At 68.2% G+C, this 15,589-nt stretch carries 16 protein-coding genes; 7 read left to right on the top strand and 9 right to left on the bottom strand.

The genetic code is table 11. From position 1 onward, the window contains the following. Positions 1-171 precede the first annotated feature (171 nt). Genes G5A07_RS11965 through coaBC form a run of 3 tightly spaced genes read right to left on the bottom strand, consistent with a single transcriptional unit; the run spans position 172 to position 4,262 of the window. The gene (locus tag G5A07_RS11965; protein ID WP_049412124.1) at positions 172-2,517 is read right to left on the bottom strand and encodes a phosphomannomutase/phosphoglucomutase; all 2,346 of its coding nucleotides are present in this window, start codon (positions 2,515-2,517) and stop codon (positions 172-174) included. A 12-nt stretch (positions 2,518-2,529) separates the two neighbouring features. Then, a complete protein-coding gene (gene dut, locus G5A07_RS11960) occupies positions 2,530-3,003 on the bottom strand; it encodes a dUTP diphosphatase (protein WP_191863352.1) in 474 nt (157 codons plus the stop codon). Then, positions 3,000-4,262, bottom strand: coding sequence for a bifunctional phosphopantothenoylcysteine decarboxylase/phosphopantothenate--cysteine ligase CoaBC (gene coaBC, locus G5A07_RS11955; protein ID WP_191863351.1), 1,263 nt, complete (start codon positions 4,260-4,262; stop codon positions 3,000-3,002). The genes dut and coaBC overlap by 4 nt, the downstream gene beginning before the upstream one ends. A 228-nt stretch (positions 4,263-4,490) precedes the next feature. On the opposite strand from coaBC, the gene G5A07_RS11950 reads away from it, so the two are divergent. From G5A07_RS11950 to G5A07_RS11935, 4 genes are all read left to right on the top strand, one after another. Continuing rightward, a complete protein-coding gene (locus tag G5A07_RS11950) occupies positions 4,491-5,117 on the top strand; it encodes a response regulator transcription factor (RefSeq protein ID WP_019338987.1) in 627 nt (208 codons plus the stop codon). A gap of 70 nt (positions 5,118-5,187) precedes the next feature. Continuing rightward, the gene (gene radC / locus G5A07_RS11945; RefSeq protein ID WP_029550913.1) at positions 5,188-5,892 is read left to right on the top strand and encodes a DNA repair protein RadC; all 705 of its coding nucleotides are present in this window, start codon (positions 5,188-5,190) and stop codon (positions 5,890-5,892) included. Between the two features lie 114 nt (positions 5,893-6,006). Beyond that, the gene (gene argS, locus G5A07_RS11940) at positions 6,007-7,695 is read left to right on the top strand and encodes an arginine--tRNA ligase (protein ID WP_010486900.1); all 1,689 of its coding nucleotides are present in this window, start codon (positions 6,007-6,009) and stop codon (positions 7,693-7,695) included. A gap of 21 nt (positions 7,696-7,716) precedes the next feature. Continuing rightward, on the top strand, positions 7,717-8,619 hold the full coding sequence (locus G5A07_RS11935; RefSeq protein ID WP_010486901.1) for an SPOR domain-containing protein: 903 nt from the start codon (positions 7,717-7,719) through the stop codon (positions 8,617-8,619). Positions 8,620-8,746: 127 nt separating this feature from the next. Here the strand turns inward: G5A07_RS11935 and G5A07_RS11930 are convergent, their stop codons facing one another. Both G5A07_RS11930 and G5A07_RS11925 read right to left on the bottom strand, forming a co-directional pair. Next, positions 8,747-9,499 carry an SDR family NAD(P)-dependent oxidoreductase gene (locus tag G5A07_RS11930; RefSeq protein ID WP_010486904.1) on the bottom strand — a complete coding sequence of 251 codons (753 nt, stop codon included), beginning with the start codon at positions 9,497-9,499 and terminating at the stop codon, positions 8,747-8,749. A 101-nt stretch (positions 9,500-9,600) separates the two neighbouring features. Then, positions 9,601-10,089, bottom strand: a complete 489-nt coding sequence (locus tag G5A07_RS11925) for a hypothetical protein (RefSeq protein ID WP_019337644.1) — start codon at positions 10,087-10,089, stop codon at positions 9,601-9,603. Positions 10,090-10,173: 84 nt separating this feature from the next. On the opposite strand from G5A07_RS11925, the gene G5A07_RS11920 reads away from it, so the two are divergent. Further along, positions 10,174-10,641 (top strand): DUF1456 family protein, encoded by a 468-nt coding sequence (locus tag G5A07_RS11920; RefSeq protein WP_005411992.1) that lies wholly within the window; start codon positions 10,174-10,176, stop codon positions 10,639-10,641. Here G5A07_RS11920 and G5A07_RS11915 read toward each other — a convergent pair. Then, positions 10,610-11,497: a LysR family transcriptional regulator gene (locus G5A07_RS11915; RefSeq protein WP_191863350.1), complete on the bottom strand. Its 888-nt coding sequence runs from the start codon at positions 11,495-11,497 to the stop codon at positions 10,610-10,612. The genes G5A07_RS11920 and G5A07_RS11915 overlap by 32 nt on opposite strands. A 144-nt stretch (positions 11,498-11,641) precedes the next feature. On the opposite strand from G5A07_RS11915, the gene G5A07_RS11910 reads away from it, so the two are divergent. Further along, positions 11,642-12,790, top strand: a complete 1,149-nt coding sequence (locus G5A07_RS11910; RefSeq protein WP_329763254.1) for an MFS transporter — start codon at positions 11,642-11,644, stop codon at positions 12,788-12,790. Here G5A07_RS11910 and G5A07_RS11905 read toward each other — a convergent pair. Continuing rightward, positions 12,787-13,485 (bottom strand): TorF family putative porin, encoded by a 699-nt coding sequence (locus G5A07_RS11905; protein WP_053443780.1) that lies wholly within the window; start codon positions 13,483-13,485, stop codon positions 12,787-12,789. The genes G5A07_RS11910 and G5A07_RS11905 overlap by 4 nt on opposite strands. A gap of 178 nt (positions 13,486-13,663) precedes the next feature. Between G5A07_RS11905 and G5A07_RS11900 the strand changes: the two genes are divergently transcribed. Then, complete coding sequence (locus tag G5A07_RS11900) at positions 13,664-14,053, top strand: DUF6165 family protein (protein ID WP_080398841.1); 390 nt, start codon at positions 13,664-13,666, stop codon at positions 14,051-14,053. 6 nt (positions 14,054-14,059) lie between these two features. Here G5A07_RS11900 and G5A07_RS11895 read toward each other — a convergent pair whose 3' ends face one another. Then, the gene (locus G5A07_RS11895; RefSeq protein WP_019337639.1) at positions 14,060-14,749 is read right to left on the bottom strand and encodes a response regulator transcription factor; all 690 of its coding nucleotides are present in this window, start codon (positions 14,747-14,749) and stop codon (positions 14,060-14,062) included. A 190-nt stretch (positions 14,750-14,939) separates the two neighbouring features. Next, positions 14,940-15,512 carry an Ax21 family protein gene (locus G5A07_RS11890; protein WP_010486919.1) on the bottom strand — a complete coding sequence of 191 codons (573 nt, stop codon included), beginning with the start codon at positions 15,510-15,512 and terminating at the stop codon, positions 14,940-14,942. Positions 15,513-15,589: the final 77 nt, after the last annotated feature.

Genomic DNA, 15,589 nt, shown 5'->3' with positions numbered 1-15,589 from the left:
GGTGGGGCGGTGTCGGAGTGCGGGGTGTCAGCCGCATGGATGCGGCTGCCAAGCTTACAGGGACGTACTTGCAGCGTCCCCGCACTCCGACACCGCCCCGCCATCCCACGGATAGCCGGCCTTTGACGTTGACGTTGATTCGGCGGGTGCCGGGCGCAGCCCGGCCCCACCTCAGAACCCCAGCGGGGTCTCGCCCAGCACCGGTTGCAGCTGGCTGCGGAACAGCGCCTGGATGCGTTCCAGTGCCGCCTCGTCGTTGCCCTCGAAGCGCAGCACCAGCACCGGCGTGGTATTGGAGGCACGCACCAGGCCCCAGCCATCGGGGAAGTCCACACGCAGGCCGTCGATGGTCGACAGGCGGCCGCCCACATACGGGTTGTCCGGCGACTGCGCCGCCGCCACCAGCATCGCCACCAACGCATGTGGCGTACCGTCGGCCACCGGCACCTTCAGTTCCGGCGTGGCCACCATCTCCGGCAGCTCTGCCAGTACCTCATCCGGGGTCTCCTCGCGCTGGGCCAGGATCTCCAGCAGGCGCGCCGCCGCATACAGGCCATCGTCGAAACCGAACCAGCGCTCCTTGAAGAAGAAGTGGCCGCTCATCTCGCCGGCCAGCTCGGCGTCGGTCTCGCGCATCTTCGCCTTCATCAGCGAATGCCCGGTCTTCCACATCAGCGGACTGCCACCATTGCGCAGCACGTGGTCGGACAGCTTGCCGGTGCACTTCACGTCGTAGATCACCATCGCGCCGGGGTTGCGCATCAGCACATCGGCGGCAAACAGCATCAGCAGGCGGTCGGCATAGATGATCCTGCCTTCGCCGGTGACCACGCCCAGCCGGTCGCCATCGCCATCGAAGGCGACGCCGAGGTCGGCGCCGAAGCGCTTGACCGTCTGCACCAGGTCTTCCAGGTTAGCCGGTTCGCTCGGGTCGGGATGATGGTTGGGGAAGGTACCGTCGACATCGCAGTACAGCGGAATGACTTCAGCACCGATCGCTTCCAGCAGCTGCGGTGCGAGCGCACCGGCGACGCCGTTGCCGGCATCGGCCACGACCTTCAACGGGCGGTCCAGCTGCACGTCGTCGGCGATGCGCTGGATGTAGTCGGCACTGACATCGCGCTGCTGGTAATCGCCCGGCTCGGCGGCCTGTACCAGGCGGCCTTCGATGATGCGCTGGTAGAGATCGGTGATGGCGTCGCCGGACAGCGTCTCGCCGCCGATGACCACCTTGAAGCCGTTGTACTCGGGCGGGTTATGACTGCCAGTGACCGCCACGCAGGTGCCGGTGCGCAGATGGAAGGCGGCGTAGTACACGACCGGGGTCGGTGCCAGGCCGATGTCGATCACCGCGCAACCGGCGCGCCTCAGACCCTCGGCCAACCCTGCGGCCAGTTCCGGGCCGGACAGGCGGCCGTCGCGGCCGATCACCACCTCGCGCAGCCCCTGCTCCAGTGCCACGGTACCGATGGCCTGGCCGATCAGCGCCGCCGTCTTCGGCGTCAGTTGGCTGCCCACCACACCGCGAATGTCGTAGGCGCGGAAGATACCGGCCGCCAGTTCCTCGGCCGGAACCGGCGGCGGGGGCGGCGGTGCACTTTCAGTTGTGCTGGCCTCGGCCACCGGCGGCGGCGCCATCTGCAGGCTCTCGCTCAGGGTCGGGCCATGATCCGCTTCCGCCACGGCCGCACGGCGCGGCAGCGGCAGCGTCTTCGGCAGGCGGCCGCGACCCACCACCAGCAGCACGGCGATGAACGCCAGCAGCAGCGCGACGATGGCGCTGGCCAGCGAACCCAGGCCCAGCGGACCGGGTTCGACATTGGGTACCGCCGCCACCAGCCGCAACGGCGTACCCGGAATCGGCCGCGCCAATGCTTCGGCACTTTCGGCCAGGCTGGCATCGCCCTGGGCGACGAGGTCATGCGCGCCTTGGCGCAGGCCAAGGAAACCGGCCGATGGCGCACTCACCTGGTCCAGCGGCGAGGTCAGTCGCAGCAATGGCTGGCGCACGTAGAGCACTGCCGGGCCCAGGCTGCCCAGCGGCACCGGTGCCGCCAGGCCAAGACGATTGCCGCCCCCATCGCGGACCACGCGCAGGCTGGGGCCGGTCTCGGCCAATGCGGCTTCCAGCAGCGCCAACCGGGCATAGCCGAAGGTCGCCGGGTCGGCATAGGCGTTGGCCAGATCGGCGGTCAGCACTTCGGCGTGCTCGACGCCGGTCCAGCTCTCGCGGACCGCGAGTGCCGCCGCAGCGGCATCGCCGGCCTGCAGCGCCTGCTGCACGCGCTCGTTCTTCAGCTGCTGCTGCAGCTGCTTCAGCTGGCCGGCAGCGGCCTCCTGCAGGCCTTGCACGGCCTGGTCACGCGCAGCTTCCAGCGCCTGGCCGTTGGCCTCCTGGCGCCATTGCTGCACCGCGCTCCATCCGAACCAGCCAGCCAGCAGGACCAGCAGCACCCCCAGTAGTGGCGCACTGCGTCCCAACGACCGTCCCCGCTGTCCTTCCCCAATGCCGCTCATCGATGTCCCCTGTCAACGCACCCCGGTATGGCCGAATCCACCCGTTCCCCGCACGCTGTCGGTGAAAGTATCCACCACCTGCAGGCTGACGCGGGCAATCGGCACGACCACCAGCTGCGCGATGCGATCGCCCGGCTCGATGGCGAAGGCCTCGCGGCCACGGTTCCAGACGCTGATCAGCAGCGGGCCCTGGTAATCGGCGTCGATCAGGCCGGTGCCGTTGCCGAGCACGATGCCGTGGCGGTGGCCCAGCCCGGAACGCGGCAGGATCACCGCGCACAGGTTCGGATCGGCGATATGGATGGCCAGGCCGCTGGGCACCAGCGCGGTGTCGCCCGGCTGCAGGGTCAGCGCGGTATCCAGCGCCGCGCGCAGGTCCATGCCGGCGCTGGCTTCGGTGGCGTAGGCGGGCAGCGGCCAGCTGTCGCCGAAGCGCGGATCGAGCAGCTTGACCTGCAGCGGTTGGGAAGTGAAAGCCTGGGTCATGCCTGGAGTCTCCGCGCGATCAGCGCCAGCAGTTGTTCGGCCAGCTCGCGCTTGGAGGTGGCCGGGAATACCTGTTCACCGTCCTGCCAGTACGCAGTGGCGGCATTGTTGTCGCTCTCGAAACCACCGCCGCTGATGCCGACCTGGTTGGCGATCACCAGGTCCAGGCGCTTGTCGACCAGCTTGCCACGCGCGTACTTCTCCACGTCGTGGGTTTCGGCGGCAAAGCCGACCACCAGCTTCAGCGACTGCGTCTGCGCGGCGACTTCGGCCAGGATGTCCGGCGTGCGGACCAGCTCGATCACCAGCGACTGGCTGTCGGCGGTCTTCTTCAGCTTCTGCGCAGCCACCTGGCGCGGTGTGTAGTCGGACACTGCGGCGGCACCGATATAGATGTCAGCCGGCAGCGACTTCAGCACGGCATCACGCATCTGCGCGGCCGAGCGCACGTCGACGCGCTGCACGCCGGGCGGCGTCGGCAGCTGCACCGGGCCGCTGACCAGCACCACCTGCGCCCCCATCGTCGCGGCGGCCGCGGCCAGGGCAAAGCCCATCTTGCCGCTGCTGCGGTTGCCGACGTAGCGCACCGGATCGATGTCTTCATAGGTCGGGCCGGCACTGATCAGCAGGCGCAGGCCCTGCAGCGCGCGGGTTTCCGGTGCGGCAGCCGCCGCCGTGGTACTGCCATTGACGGCCAGCGCGGCGACGATGTCGCCCGGTTCGGCCAGGCGACCCGGACCGGACTCGCCTTCGGCCAGCGGACCGTCGACCGGGCCGATCACCTGCGCGCCGCGCTGGCGCAGCAGGGCGATGTTGGCCTGGGTGGCAGGATGCAGCCACATGCGATGGTTCATTGCCGGGCAGATCGTCAGCGGCGCGGTGCTGGCCAGGCACAGCGTGCTGACCAGGTCATCGGCATGGCCCTGCGCCAGCCGGGCCAGCAGATCGGCGGTTCCCGGCGCGACCACGATGCGGTCGGCCCAGCGGGCCAGCTCGATGTGGCCCATGGCCTGTTCGGCGGCGCTGTCCCACAGCGTGGTGCGGGTCGGCTGCCCGGACAGGGCCTGGAAACTGAGCGGAGTGACGAACTGCTGGGCACCGGCGGTCATCGCCACCTGCACCTGGGCACCCGCGTCGCGCAGGCGCCGCACCAGTTCCAGTGCCTTGTACGCCGCGATCCCGCCTCCGACACACAACAGCAGTTTCTGACCTTCCAGCGCGCGCGCCGGCGCGGGGGAAGCGTTGGGGGAGTCAGCCACCTGGAATTCCTGTGCAAACGAGGGCGCTAGCTTACCCGATGGCCGGTAATGTCCCGGTACAGGGCGCACATAGCGGGCGGCTATCAGCAGATGGAATCCGCCTGCGTTGACCCGGGATTCACCCGGTAACAGTTTCGGACCTTTCCTATACCCCTACGTCTCTGTGCTTTTGCAGAATCAGGCATTGGCTGCCGCCCGCCGTGGCCTGTTCGACCTTCGAGGAGCCTCGTGCATCCACGCATCATCATCGCCGACGACCATCCCGTGGTCCTGCATGGCATCCGTGTCGTGCTGCAGACCCACCTGATGGACATCGTCGGCAGTGCGCGTGACGGCGCCCAGCTGCTGGAGCTGGTGGACCAGCACGACTGCGATGCGGTGCTGACCGACCTCTCGATGCCGGGTGCCGGCCCGGACGGTCCGGAGCTGATCGACGCGCTGCGCATGCGCCGCCCTGGCCTGCCGGTGGTGGTGCTGACCGGCGCCCGTCATCCCGGCCTGCTGGACGGACTGCTGCGGGAGGGCATCAGTGGCCTGGTCGACAAGTGCGCCGATTTCGCCGAACTGCCCCAGGCGCTGAACGCCGCGATGGCGGGGCAGGTATTCGTCTCCCAGCAGCTGCGCCACCACCTGCAGGCACGCGACCTGCTGTTTCCGCGCGAGCCGGCGCCGCTGTCGGCACGCGAGCAGGAAGTGCTGGAGCTGCTGGCGGCCGGTCTCAACGTGAACCAGGTCGCCGAGCGCTGTGGGCGCAGCCCGAAGACCATCAGCCGGCAGAAGGCCGAAGCCAAGCGCAAGCTGGGCCTGCAGAACAACCAGGAACTGTTCGACTACCTGCAGACCCGGCGCGACTGAGGCATCGACCGACCCGGGCCCGCGGCAAGCCCCGATGGGAGATGCCGCCGAAGCTGGCGATGATGCAGGCATGCCCATCCACGACTGGCCCGAACAGGAACGCCCCCGCGAGAAGCTGATCGCGCGCGGGCCCACGTCACTTTCCGACGCCGAGCTGCTGGCCCTGTTTCTCGGCTCCGGGTTCGGTGGCCGCGATGCCGTGCAGACCGCGCGCGACCTGCTGCAGGCGCATGGCCCGTTACGGGTGCTGCTCGATCGCCCCGCGCGGGAGCTGGCGCGCCTGCCCGGGCTGGGTCCGGCGCGCAGCTGTACCCTGGTTGCTGGGCTGGAACTGGCCCACCGCTACCTGGCCGCCGAGCTGGAACACGGCGAAGCGGTCGGCAACAACCCGGCCGCGGTCGGACGCTATCTGCAGCACCGCCTGCGGGGGCAGGCACGGGAGATCTTCATGGCCCTGTTCCTGGACAATCGCCACCGCCTGATCGCCTGCGAGGAACTGTTCCACGGCACCATCAACGCCGCACCGGTCTACCCCCGCGAAGTGGTGCGGCGCGCCCTGCTGCACAACGCAGCGGCGGTGATCCTCAGCCACAACCACCCTTCCGGCGACCCGGAACCCTCCAGCGCCGATACCCGCATCACCGACGAACTGCAGCAGGCGCTGGCGATGGTGGACGTGCGCCTGCTGGACCACTTCGTGGTGGGCGAGGGCCGTCCCGTTTCATTTGCTGAACGGGGACTTCTGTCCGCGCCCCAGCCGCGCCTGTTCGGCTGAGCACGGCCCCTTCAGGCGCCATCGGCCGCCCCCACAGGCATGTTCTGGTCAGCGTGGGCGCGGGTATCTGCGCTAAAATGGGCGATTCCGCCGCTCATTCTCACAGCAGGCCTCGTGAAAAATCTCCTCCGCGCCCTGATCAGCCAAGGCATCGAAGCCTTGCGCGCCAATGGCACCCTGCCCGCCGACTCCCTGCCGCCGGACTTCGTGGTCGAGCGCCCGAAGACCCGCGACCACGGCGACTTCGCCACCAACGCCGCGATGCTGCTGGCCAAGGCCGCGCGCAGCAATCCGCGCGCACTGGCACAGGCATTGGTCGAGGCGCTGCCGCGCAGCGAGGACGTCAGCAAGGTCGAGATCGCCGGCCCCGGCTTCATCAACTTCCACCTGGCCCCGGCCGCGTACCAGCGCGAAGCCGCCTCGGTCATCAAGGAAGCCCACGACTACGGCCGCAATCTGTCCGGCAATGGCCGCACGGTGGGCGTGGAGTACGTGTCAGCCAACCCGACCGGCCCGCTGCATGTCGGCCATGGCCGCGCGGCGGCGATCGGCGACTGCGTGGCGCGCGTGCTCGACGCCAACGGCTGGAACGCCAAGCGTGAGTTCTACTACAACGACGCCGGCGTGCAGATCGAGAACCTGGCGCTGTCCACCCAGGCGCGGATCAAGGGCATCGCGCCGGACCAGGACGGCTGGCCGGAAGGTGGCTACCGCGGCGAATACATCGCCGACGTCGCCCGCGCCTACATGGCCGGCGCCAGCGTCGACCTGGAAGGCAGCACCGTGGTCGGCGCCAAGGACCCGGACGACATGCAGGCGATCCGCCGGTTTGCGGTGGCCTACCTGCGCAACGAGCAGAACCTGGACCTGGCCGCGTTCGGAGTCGACTTCGACATCTATTTCCTGGAAAGCTCGCTGTACGCCGACGGCAAGGTAGCCGAAGCGGTGGCCAAGCTGCAGGCGTCGGGTCATACCTATGAAGAAGGTGGCGCGCTGTGGCTGCGCAGCACCGACTTCGGTGACGACAAGGACCGCGTGATGCGCAAGTCCGACGGCACCTTCACCTACTTCGTGCCGGACGTGGCCTACCACCTGTCCAAGTGGCAGCGCGGCTACGAGCGCGCGATCACCGAACTGGGTGCCGACCACCACGGCTCGCTGGCGCGCGTGCGCGCCGGCCTGCAGGCGATGGAAGTGGGCATTCCGCAGGGCTGGCCGGAATACGTGCTGCACCAGATGGTCACCGTCATGCGTGGCGGCGAGGAAGTGAAGCTGTCCAAGCGTGCCGGCAGCTACTTCACCCTGCGCGACCTGATCGAGGAAGCCGGCCGCGATGCCACCCGCTGGTTCCTGATCGCGCGCAAGCCCGATTCGCAGCTGACCTTCGACATCGACCTGGCCCGCCAGCAGAGCAACGACAACCCGGTGTTCTACGTGCAGTACGCGCACGCCCGCGTCTGCAGCCTGCTGCGCCAGGCGCAGGAGAAGGGCCTGGTGTACGAACAGGGCAACGGCCTGGCCAACCTCGGCCGCCTGGCCGACGACGCTTCGCTGCTGCTGATGAACGAGATCTCGCGGTACCCGGAAGTGGTGGAGGCGGCCGGCGTGGCGCTGGAACCGCATCTGGTGGCGCAGTACCTGCGTGAATTGGCGCACGCGTTCCACACGTGGTATCACGGGACGCCGGTGCTGGTGGATGACGCCGCCGACCGCAACGCCAAGCTGACCCTGGCCTGCGCCGCGCGCCAGGTGCTGGCCAACGGCCTCGAACTCCTGGGCGTCAGCGCCCCGGAAAAAATGTAAGCATCAGGAGACGCAGTACACATGGCAGCACGACGCGGCAAAAACCAGGCACGACGCAACAGCAGCAGCCAGGGAACACCCGGATGGGTGTGGCTGGTCGCTGGCGTGGCGATTGCAGCCGTGGTGTTCCTGGCGGCGCCGAACCTGTTCAAGGGCGAAGGCGATGGCTTCCTTCGCGCCGGTCCGCAGCCGAACCCGAACGCGCAGCCGGCCCCGGTCGCGGATGCCGACAGCGATGTTGGCGCCCAGCCGGCCGCGCAGCCGGCCACGCCGAAGCCGGCCGAACCGGAGAAGCCGGCCGCCACCCAGTACGACTTCTACACCCTGCTGCCGGGCAAGGAAGTTGAAATGTCCGACGCCGAACTGGCCGCCAGCGCGCGTGCCGAAGACCAGCGCCGGGCCAAGGCCGAAGCGCAGCGCGCGCAGGCGGCTTTGGAAGGCAAGCCGGTTCCGGCCGCCGCCGCTGCACCGGCACCGACAGCAACCGCCAGCGTGGCCAGCACCGCACCGGTAACCGCCACCAGCCGTCCGCTGCCGGCACCGCTGAGCGAACGCCCGGCTGCGGCAACGCCTCCGGCCAGCACGCCGACGGCGTCGACCAGCGCCGCCGCCGCCACTCCGGCAGCGCGCGCGGAAACCCCGCCGACCGCGGCCAGTACCCCGGCCGCTGCTGCGCCGGCCGCCGCCGACAACGCCCGCTACATCCTGCAGGCGGGTGCGTTCGGTGCCTCCGGCGATGCCGAAGCGACCAAGGCCAAGCTGGCGATGATGGGCCTGGCGGCACGCGTGGAATCGGCGCAGATCAACGGCAAGACCGTGTACCGCGTGCGCATGGGGCCGTATGGCAGTGCCGGCGAGTTGTCCGAAGCCAAGCAGAAGCTGGACGGCACCGGCCTGCAGGCGATGGCGATCAAGGCGCAGTAAGCCTGCCGCTGTGAACGAAAAAGCCGGGCATTGCCCGGCTTTTTCGTTTCTGTAGAGCCGAGCCATGCTCGGCTGAATCCAGACGAAGCCGAGCATAGGCTCGGCTCTACAGGACCCGCGAAGCAGGTCAGCCTTCGCGGGCGACCTGGAAACCGGCGAAGGACTGGCTGACCGGCATCAGTTCAAGGCGATTGATGTTCAGGTGCGGCGGCAGGCTGGCTACCCAGAAGATCTGTTCGGCGATGTCTTCGGCGGTCATCGGGTTGGCGCCGGTATAGAGCTTGTCCGACGCCGCCTGGTCGCCATGGGTACGCACCACCGTGAACTCGGTTTCGGCCATGCCCGGCTCGATCGTGGTCACGCGCACGCCGGTGCCATGCAGGTCCGAACGCAGGCCCAGCGAGAACTGGCTGACGAAGGCCTTGGTACCACCGTAGGCGTTGCCGCCCGGATACGGGTAGACGCCGGCCACCGAGGAAATGTTGATGATCGCGCCCTTGCGCTCCACCAGCTGCGGCAGCAGGCGATGGGTCAGGGTCACCAGCGCGGTGATGTTGGTGTCGATCATCGTGATCCAGTCCGACAGCCTGGCGCTCTGTGCCGGCGCGGTGCCCTGCGCCAGGCCGGCATTGTTGACCAGCAGATCGATCTCGCCGAAGGCCGGCGGCAGTGCCAGCAACGCGGCTTCCATCGCCACCGGATCGCGGATGTCGAAGGCAGCCGCGTGCACCACGTCCTTGCCGTAGCGCTCGACCAGCGGCTGCAGGCGTTCACCGCGGCGGCCGGTGGCGATCACCTTCCAGCCCGCCTGGGCGAAGCGGTGGACGGCGGCGGCGCCGAAGCCGGACGTGGCGCCGGTAATCAGGACAGTGCGGGTCATCAGGCAACTCCAGGGGGGGGAAAACCGGACGCCCATTCTGTCACCGTCGGCCGGCCCCTGCGTTGCCGATGCCGGCTGACCACGCCCGAGGCGTGCGCGGCTCAGCGCACGCGGAATACCCGGGCCTTGGGCAGGTCTTCGTCGACCTGCAAGAACCAGCGCCCGGAAATTCCTGGAACAACGGCGATCTGCGGCGACTGCAGCACCTTGCGCAGCTTCATCTGCCCCTTCATCACCTGCCATTGCTGGCCGTTATCAAGGGTGAACAGCGTGCCGGGCTGCCAGCCTGCGACCTCTCCGACCACGCGTGCATTGACCGGTCCTTCTTCCAGGCCCAAGTGCATTGCTGCCGGTGCCGGCACATTGGCAGGCAGCGGCGCAGCGGCGGGGGCCACCGCTGCCGTCGGCCCGGTGGCCGCGCGCTCGGCCTCGCGCAGTACCCGGTTCAGTGCCTGCAACTGCGCCGGACTGAGCCCGACCTCGGCCAGTTGGGATGCACTGAGGCGCCGCTCGACGGGTACGAAGCGGTCCTGGGCGAAGGCAGCGAAGCTGCTGGCGAGCAGCAGTGCGGAAAACAGATACCGGCGCATGCAAGGGTCCCAGCGAACGAGTGCCCACGATGCTGCAGTTCGATGACAATCCGGTGACACGCCAGGGGCCGCTACAATTGGGCCATGATCAACAACGATGTCCTGCGCAGCGTGCGCTACTCCCTGGACCTGGGCGACCACCACGTGGTGACCCTGTGCCAGATGGCCGACCCGGCCTTCGCCGTGGATCCCGAGCAGGTCAAGGCCTGGCTGCGCCGCGAGGACGAAGCCGGTTTCGAGGCGATGAGCGACAGCGCGCTGGCGCACTTCCTCGATGGCCTGATCGTGCACCTGCGCGGTCGCGACGAGAGCCAGCCGCAGCGTGCGGTGGAAACCCGCATCGACAACAACCTGGTGCTGAAGAAGCTGCGCGTGGCGTTCCAGCTGCGCGACGTCGATCTGATGGAGATCTTCGCCAGCGCCGGTTTCAACGTGTCCAAGTCGGAAGTGGGCGCGCTGTTCCGCCAGCCCGGCCACACCAACTACCGGCGTTGCCTGGACCAGATGCTGCGCAATTTCCTCAAGGGCCTGAGCCTGCGCCTGCGCGGCTGAGCACGGCCTCGACGAACACCCGCGCCGCCGGTGTCGGCAGCCGCTGCCAGACCAGGTGCACGCGGCGGGTCGGGGTCGGCTGCAGCGGAATCTGCACCACGCCCTGGAAGCCTTCGGCAATCAACGTCGGCACGATGCCAACCGCCAGCCCATGGCGGACGAAGCGCTCGATCAGTTCCATCAGATTGACCTCGAAACGCACGGTGTGCGGCAGGCCAGCGGCAGCGAAGGCATCGTCGGTCTGCCGCCGCGCACCGGTGCCGCGCGGGAAGTCGACCAGCGCCTCGTCCTGCAATTCGGTCAATGGCAGCCGCTTGCGCCGGGCCAGGCGGTGCGACGGCGCCAGCACCGCCACCAGGTCTTCTTCCTGCAGCATCTGGTGGCAGACCCCGTCCAGGCCAGCCGAGGGTGACAACCCGACCAGCGCCACATCCAGGTCGCGCGACTGCACCTGCGCGATCAGGTCCTCGCTCTTGTCCACCCGCAATTGGAATTCCACCTGCGGGTGCACCTGCTGGAAGGCGGCCAGCATCGCCACCACGTCGATGCCGGTCAGCGAGGAAATCTGCCCGATCGCCAGCAGCCCACGCACCTCGCCACTCACCGCCGCCACGTCGGCACGCAGATGGCGCAGGCTGGCCAAGGCCTGCCGCGCATGCACCAGCATGGCCTCACCGGCGGCGGTGGCCCGCACCTGGCGCGGCAGGCGTTCAAACAGCGGCGTGCCCAGTTCCTGCTCCAGTGCGGCGATCTGGTGGCTGAGTGCGGACTGCACCACATGGCAGCGTTCGGCGGCGCGGGTGAAGTTGCCTTCCTCGGCCAGGGCGACGGCAAACTCGAGCTGCTTGAGGTTCACCCTGCTATCTCGTTTCCAGATGACAGGGATGATGATGATTCATTTCCATCATCGCTGCAGCAGGCGGACACTGTGCACCCCGCTTCTCTGGAACACCGCGTGAGTCCGTCCCTCCCCCCTCTGCACCGATGGCAGGTGCTGCTGATGTCGGTGGCTACCGGCGTGGCCGTGGCCAGCAACTACTATGCGCAGCCGCTGCTGCACACCATTGCCGATGCCTTCGGTGTGCCGTTCGGCCAGGTTGGCATGGTGGTTACTGCCGCACAGCTGAGCTATGCCGCCGGACTGATCCTGCTGGTGCCGCTGGGAGACCTGTTCGAACGCCGCCGCCTGATCGTGGTAATGAGCCTGCTGTCGGCGGGCGGGTTGGTGATCAGTGCCTGTGCGCCGTCGCTGACCTGGCTGCTGGTGGGCACCGCGATCACCGGCCTGTTCTCGGTGGTGGCCCAGGTGCTGGTGCCGTTCGCCGCCACGCTGGCGGCGCCCGAGCATCGTGGTCGCGTGGTCGGCACGTTGATGAGTGGCCTGCTGCTGGGCATCCTGCTGGCACGTACCGTGGCCGGCCTGCTTTCCAGCCTGGGCGACTGGCGCCTGGTGTACGCGATCGCCGCCGGCACCCTGGTACTGACCGCGCTGGCACTGCAGCGCGGCCTGCCGCGCTTCCACCACAGCGCCGGCCTTGGCTACTTCGCGTTGCTGCGCTCGATCGGTGTGCTGTTCGTACAGGAACCCGTGCTGCGCCAGCGCACGCTGCTTGGCGCCTGCAGCTTCGCCATGTTCGCGATCTTCTGGACGCCACTGGCGTTCCTGCTGGCACAACCGCCCTACGCCTACAGCGACGCCACCATCGGCCTGTTCGGACTGGTCGGCGCCGCCGGCACGCTGGCGGCTGGCCTGGCCGGCCGCATGTCCGACCGCGGGCAGACCGGCCGCGCCACCGCCATCGCGCTGGTGCTGTTGCTGCTCTCGTGGCTGCCGCTGGGGCTGTCGGCACACTCGCTGCTGGCGCTGCTGGTCGGCGTAGTGGTGCTGGACCTGGCCGCGCAGCTGCTGCACGTCAGCAACCAGAACCTGATCTATGCGCTGCAACCAGCCGCACGCAACCGCCTCAATGCAGGCTACATGACCGGCTACTTCATCGGCGGTTCGCTGGGTTCGCTGTTGTCGGCGCAGGTCTACCAGCGCTTCGGCTGGACCGGCGTCTGCGTGGCCGGTGCCACGGTGGCCGTGCTGGCCCTGCTGCTGTGGCTGCCCGGCGCGCTGCGTGCGCGCCAGGCGGTGTCGTCGAACTAGAAGCTGCCCTGCAGCGCCAGCTCCCAACGCCCCCCGGCATTGCCCGGGAACAGGCGCTTGGCCGCGCTGTCAGTGTCATGCACGGTGGCACGCAGCTCCCATGCCTGGGTCAGCGAGGCGATGGCACTGAGCTGGCCATGCAGGTAATCCGGACCCTGCGCGGTGGCCAGCCAATACTGGCCCACCGCCGCCTCCAGGCGGAACCGCTCGTGCAGCGGTACCCGCACGCCCAACTGGGCATAGGTGCCGCGATGGCCGCCGGCCAATGCATCGCTGGAATGGGCGACCTGCAACCAGGCGCGCTGCTTCCAGGTCACGGTGGTATTGAGTTCGGTCCAGTCCAGCGCGCGGCCGGTGCCCGGGTACATATAGCGGGTCAGGTTGGCATCCAGCGTCCAGTCCGGGGCCAGCGCACCGGACCAGCCCGCCACCAGGTCGAACTCGCTGCGCGCGCCGTTGTCCGGCTTGAACGAAACGTTGGAGCCCCACACGCTGGCGTACCAACCCGATGGGATCGAAACCTTCGCGCCCGCCTGCACCGCCGGGTCGCCGTCGCTCTGCGAGCTGCCACGCCACACGTAGTCACTGGTCAACGCCGCACTGCCACTGACCTGTACCTGTGCCTGCGCGCTGCCGATCCCGAGCAGCCCTGCCAGGGCGGCCACCACCGCCGCCATCATCCCCTTGCTGTTCACTGCACTGTGTTCCTCGTCGAAGGCGGTCACGCCGCCGGGAACGCAGTGTCGAGGCGGTGGCCGTAACGGATCGAGGGTGCTGCCGGGCCCGTGGCGCAAATTCGGCGTAAATCCCGTGGATCGGGGCCACATGCCAGCAGCGCGGTATCATGGCGCCCTGTTTCCAGGAACCAACCGCGTGGACGCCATCCTGACCCCGGTATCGATCGGCGAGCTGATCGACAAGATCACCATTCTCGAGATCAAGGCCGAGCGCATCGACGATGCAGCCAAGCTGAGCAACGTGCGCACCGAGCTGGACGGCCTGCTGCCGTTGCTGCAGCAGCAGCTGCAGGCACAGCCGGCGCTGGCCGCGTTGAAGCAGCAGCTGAAGGCGATCAACGAGCGCATGTGGGACATCCAGGACCAGCTGCGCGACAAGGAAGCGGCCCAGGTGTTCGACGATGCCTTCATCCAGCTGGCACGCGGTGTCTATGGCACCAATGGCGAGCGCGTGCAGGTGAAGAACGAGATCAACCGCGTGGCCGGTTCGGCGCTGGTGGAAGAGAAACAGTACCAGGGCGAGTAAGCCCGCTCATCCGCATTCGAGCAGGTGCCGGATGCGGAACAGCTCACCATCGCTGTGGATGCCCAGCTTCTCGTAGGCGGTCCGCTTCTGCGTGCTGACCGTACTGGCCGTGCGCCCGAAGCGCCGCGCCACCTCCCCGGTGGTGCAGCCCTGCAGGACCAGCCGGAGCACCTCGCGCTCGCGTCGGCTCAAGGGCGTGAGCACCGGCGCCGGTGTGCGCCGCATGCGCGATCGGCTCAACTGCGTGCGCAACTCCGGGGGCACGAAGCGGCCGCCACGCGCCAGTACGTCAACTGCGCGCCGCAGCATCTCCGGCGTGGTTCCCTTGGACAGAAAGCCGCGCGCGCCGGCCTGCATCGCCATGGTCACCGTGCTGGCATTGCAGTGCGCAGACAGCACCAGCACCGGCAGCAGCGGCCAGCGCCGCGACAACAGCCGCAACAGGGCCAGGCCCTGTTCGGGTCCGCACGGCGCCAGCAGGTCGATCAGCAACAGGTCGATGCCATCCGGCTGGCGCTGCAGCAGATCGAGCAGATCACCTTCGCGGGTGAAGCTGCCACAGACCTGCACGCCACCGTGCTGGCAAAGCACCACCTCCACCCCCAGGCGCAGCACGGGATGCGGCGCCAGCATTGCCAGGCGGCGGGGCCGATCGAGGGGCCGATCGAGGGGCAGAGCGGGAACGGCAGGCGGCATCACATGGATCCGACGGTACGAAGTGCCCACCGTAGGCCCGCGCCGGGAGCAGCGGAATCCAATTTATTGCAACGCAGCAGTGGCCCCGGAATATGCTCAGCTGCGGTTTCGGGTCGTCAAAACGCAACAGGCCCGGCATAAGCCGGGCCTGTCGAGGCATCGTCAGCGCGCAGGCGCGCCGAGGTAGCTATTACCAGCTGAAACGCGGGCCGACGGTGTATTCCTTGTCGCCGTCGCGGTTCATCTTCAGCTCGCCATTGATGCCCCAGTTCTGGTTCAGCTTGACCTGGCCACCCAGGCGACCGTACCACTGGCCTTCCGGATTGATGCCGTGCTTCTTCGAGAAATCTTCGTAGCCGACCATGCCGTAGACTTCGGCGTGGGCACCGAAGGCGGTGCGGATACCCGCTTCAGCGCTGTAGCCGTTGAAGTCCAGGCCGTGCTTCTGGTCGCGCTTCTGGTAAGCAACGCGGGCAACGAAGTCGGTGGTCGGGGCGATTTCAACGTTGTAGCCGGCGCCGATCTTCCACTGGTCCAGCTTGATGTTGGTGTGGTCGATTTCCTGGCGGCTGTACTCACCGAAAGCGTGGAAGTTCGGCAGGAAGCCGTACGAACCCTTCACGCCCCAGCCGTCGGCCTTGAACGCGTCGATGTCGGTCTTGGCGTAGTCGGCTTCGGCATAGTTGTAGGACAGGTTCTCAGCAGCCGAGGCGGTGAACGGCAGGGCAGCGGCCAGGGCCAGAGCAATCAGCGAATTCTTCATGGGGGTACACCTTTACTTTCTTATGGTGTGCAGCAGCGCCAGGGCGCCATCGCATCGGGAATGTAAATTCTCCGTTA

The organism is Stenotrophomonas sp. AS012628 (assembly GCF_010608305.1).
Lineage (GTDB): Bacteria > Pseudomonadota > Gammaproteobacteria > Xanthomonadales > Xanthomonadaceae > Stenotrophomonas > Stenotrophomonas geniculata.
The sequence above is the reverse complement of the archived record's forward strand: the minus strand, read 5'-3'. Positions and strand labels throughout refer to the sequence as shown.

Bases quoted from the DNA above. Each gene is read 5' to 3' on its own strand.
- G5A07_RS11965 (WP_049412124.1), bottom strand. From the start codon at position 2,517: ATGAGCGGCATTGGGGAAGGACAGCGGGGACGGTCGTTGGGACGCAGT.
- dut (WP_191863352.1), bottom strand. From the start codon at position 3,003: ATGACCCAGGCTTTCACTTCCCAACCGCTGCAGGTCAAGCTGCTCGAT.
- radC (WP_029550913.1), top strand. From the start codon at position 5,188: ATGCCCATCCACGACTGGCCCGAACAGGAACGCCCCCGCGAGAAGCTG.
- G5A07_RS11935 (WP_010486901.1), top strand. From the start codon at position 7,717: ATGGCAGCACGACGCGGCAAAAACCAGGCACGACGCAACAGCAGCAGC.
- G5A07_RS11930 (WP_010486904.1), bottom strand. From the start codon at position 9,499: ATGACCCGCACTGTCCTGATTACCGGCGCCACGTCCGGCTTCGGCGCC.
- G5A07_RS11925 (WP_019337644.1), bottom strand. From the start codon at position 10,089: ATGCGCCGGTATCTGTTTTCCGCACTGCTGCTCGCCAGCAGCTTCGCT.
- G5A07_RS11920 (WP_005411992.1), top strand. From the start codon at position 10,174: ATGATCAACAACGATGTCCTGCGCAGCGTGCGCTACTCCCTGGACCTG.
- G5A07_RS11910 (WP_329763254.1), top strand. From the start codon at position 11,642: ATGTCGGTGGCTACCGGCGTGGCCGTGGCCAGCAACTACTATGCGCAG.
- G5A07_RS11895 (WP_019337639.1), bottom strand. From the start codon at position 14,749: ATGCCGCCTGCCGTTCCCGCTCTGCCCCTCGATCGGCCCCTCGATCGG.
- G5A07_RS11890 (WP_010486919.1), bottom strand. From the start codon at position 15,512: ATGAAGAATTCGCTGATTGCTCTGGCCCTGGCCGCTGCCCTGCCGTTC.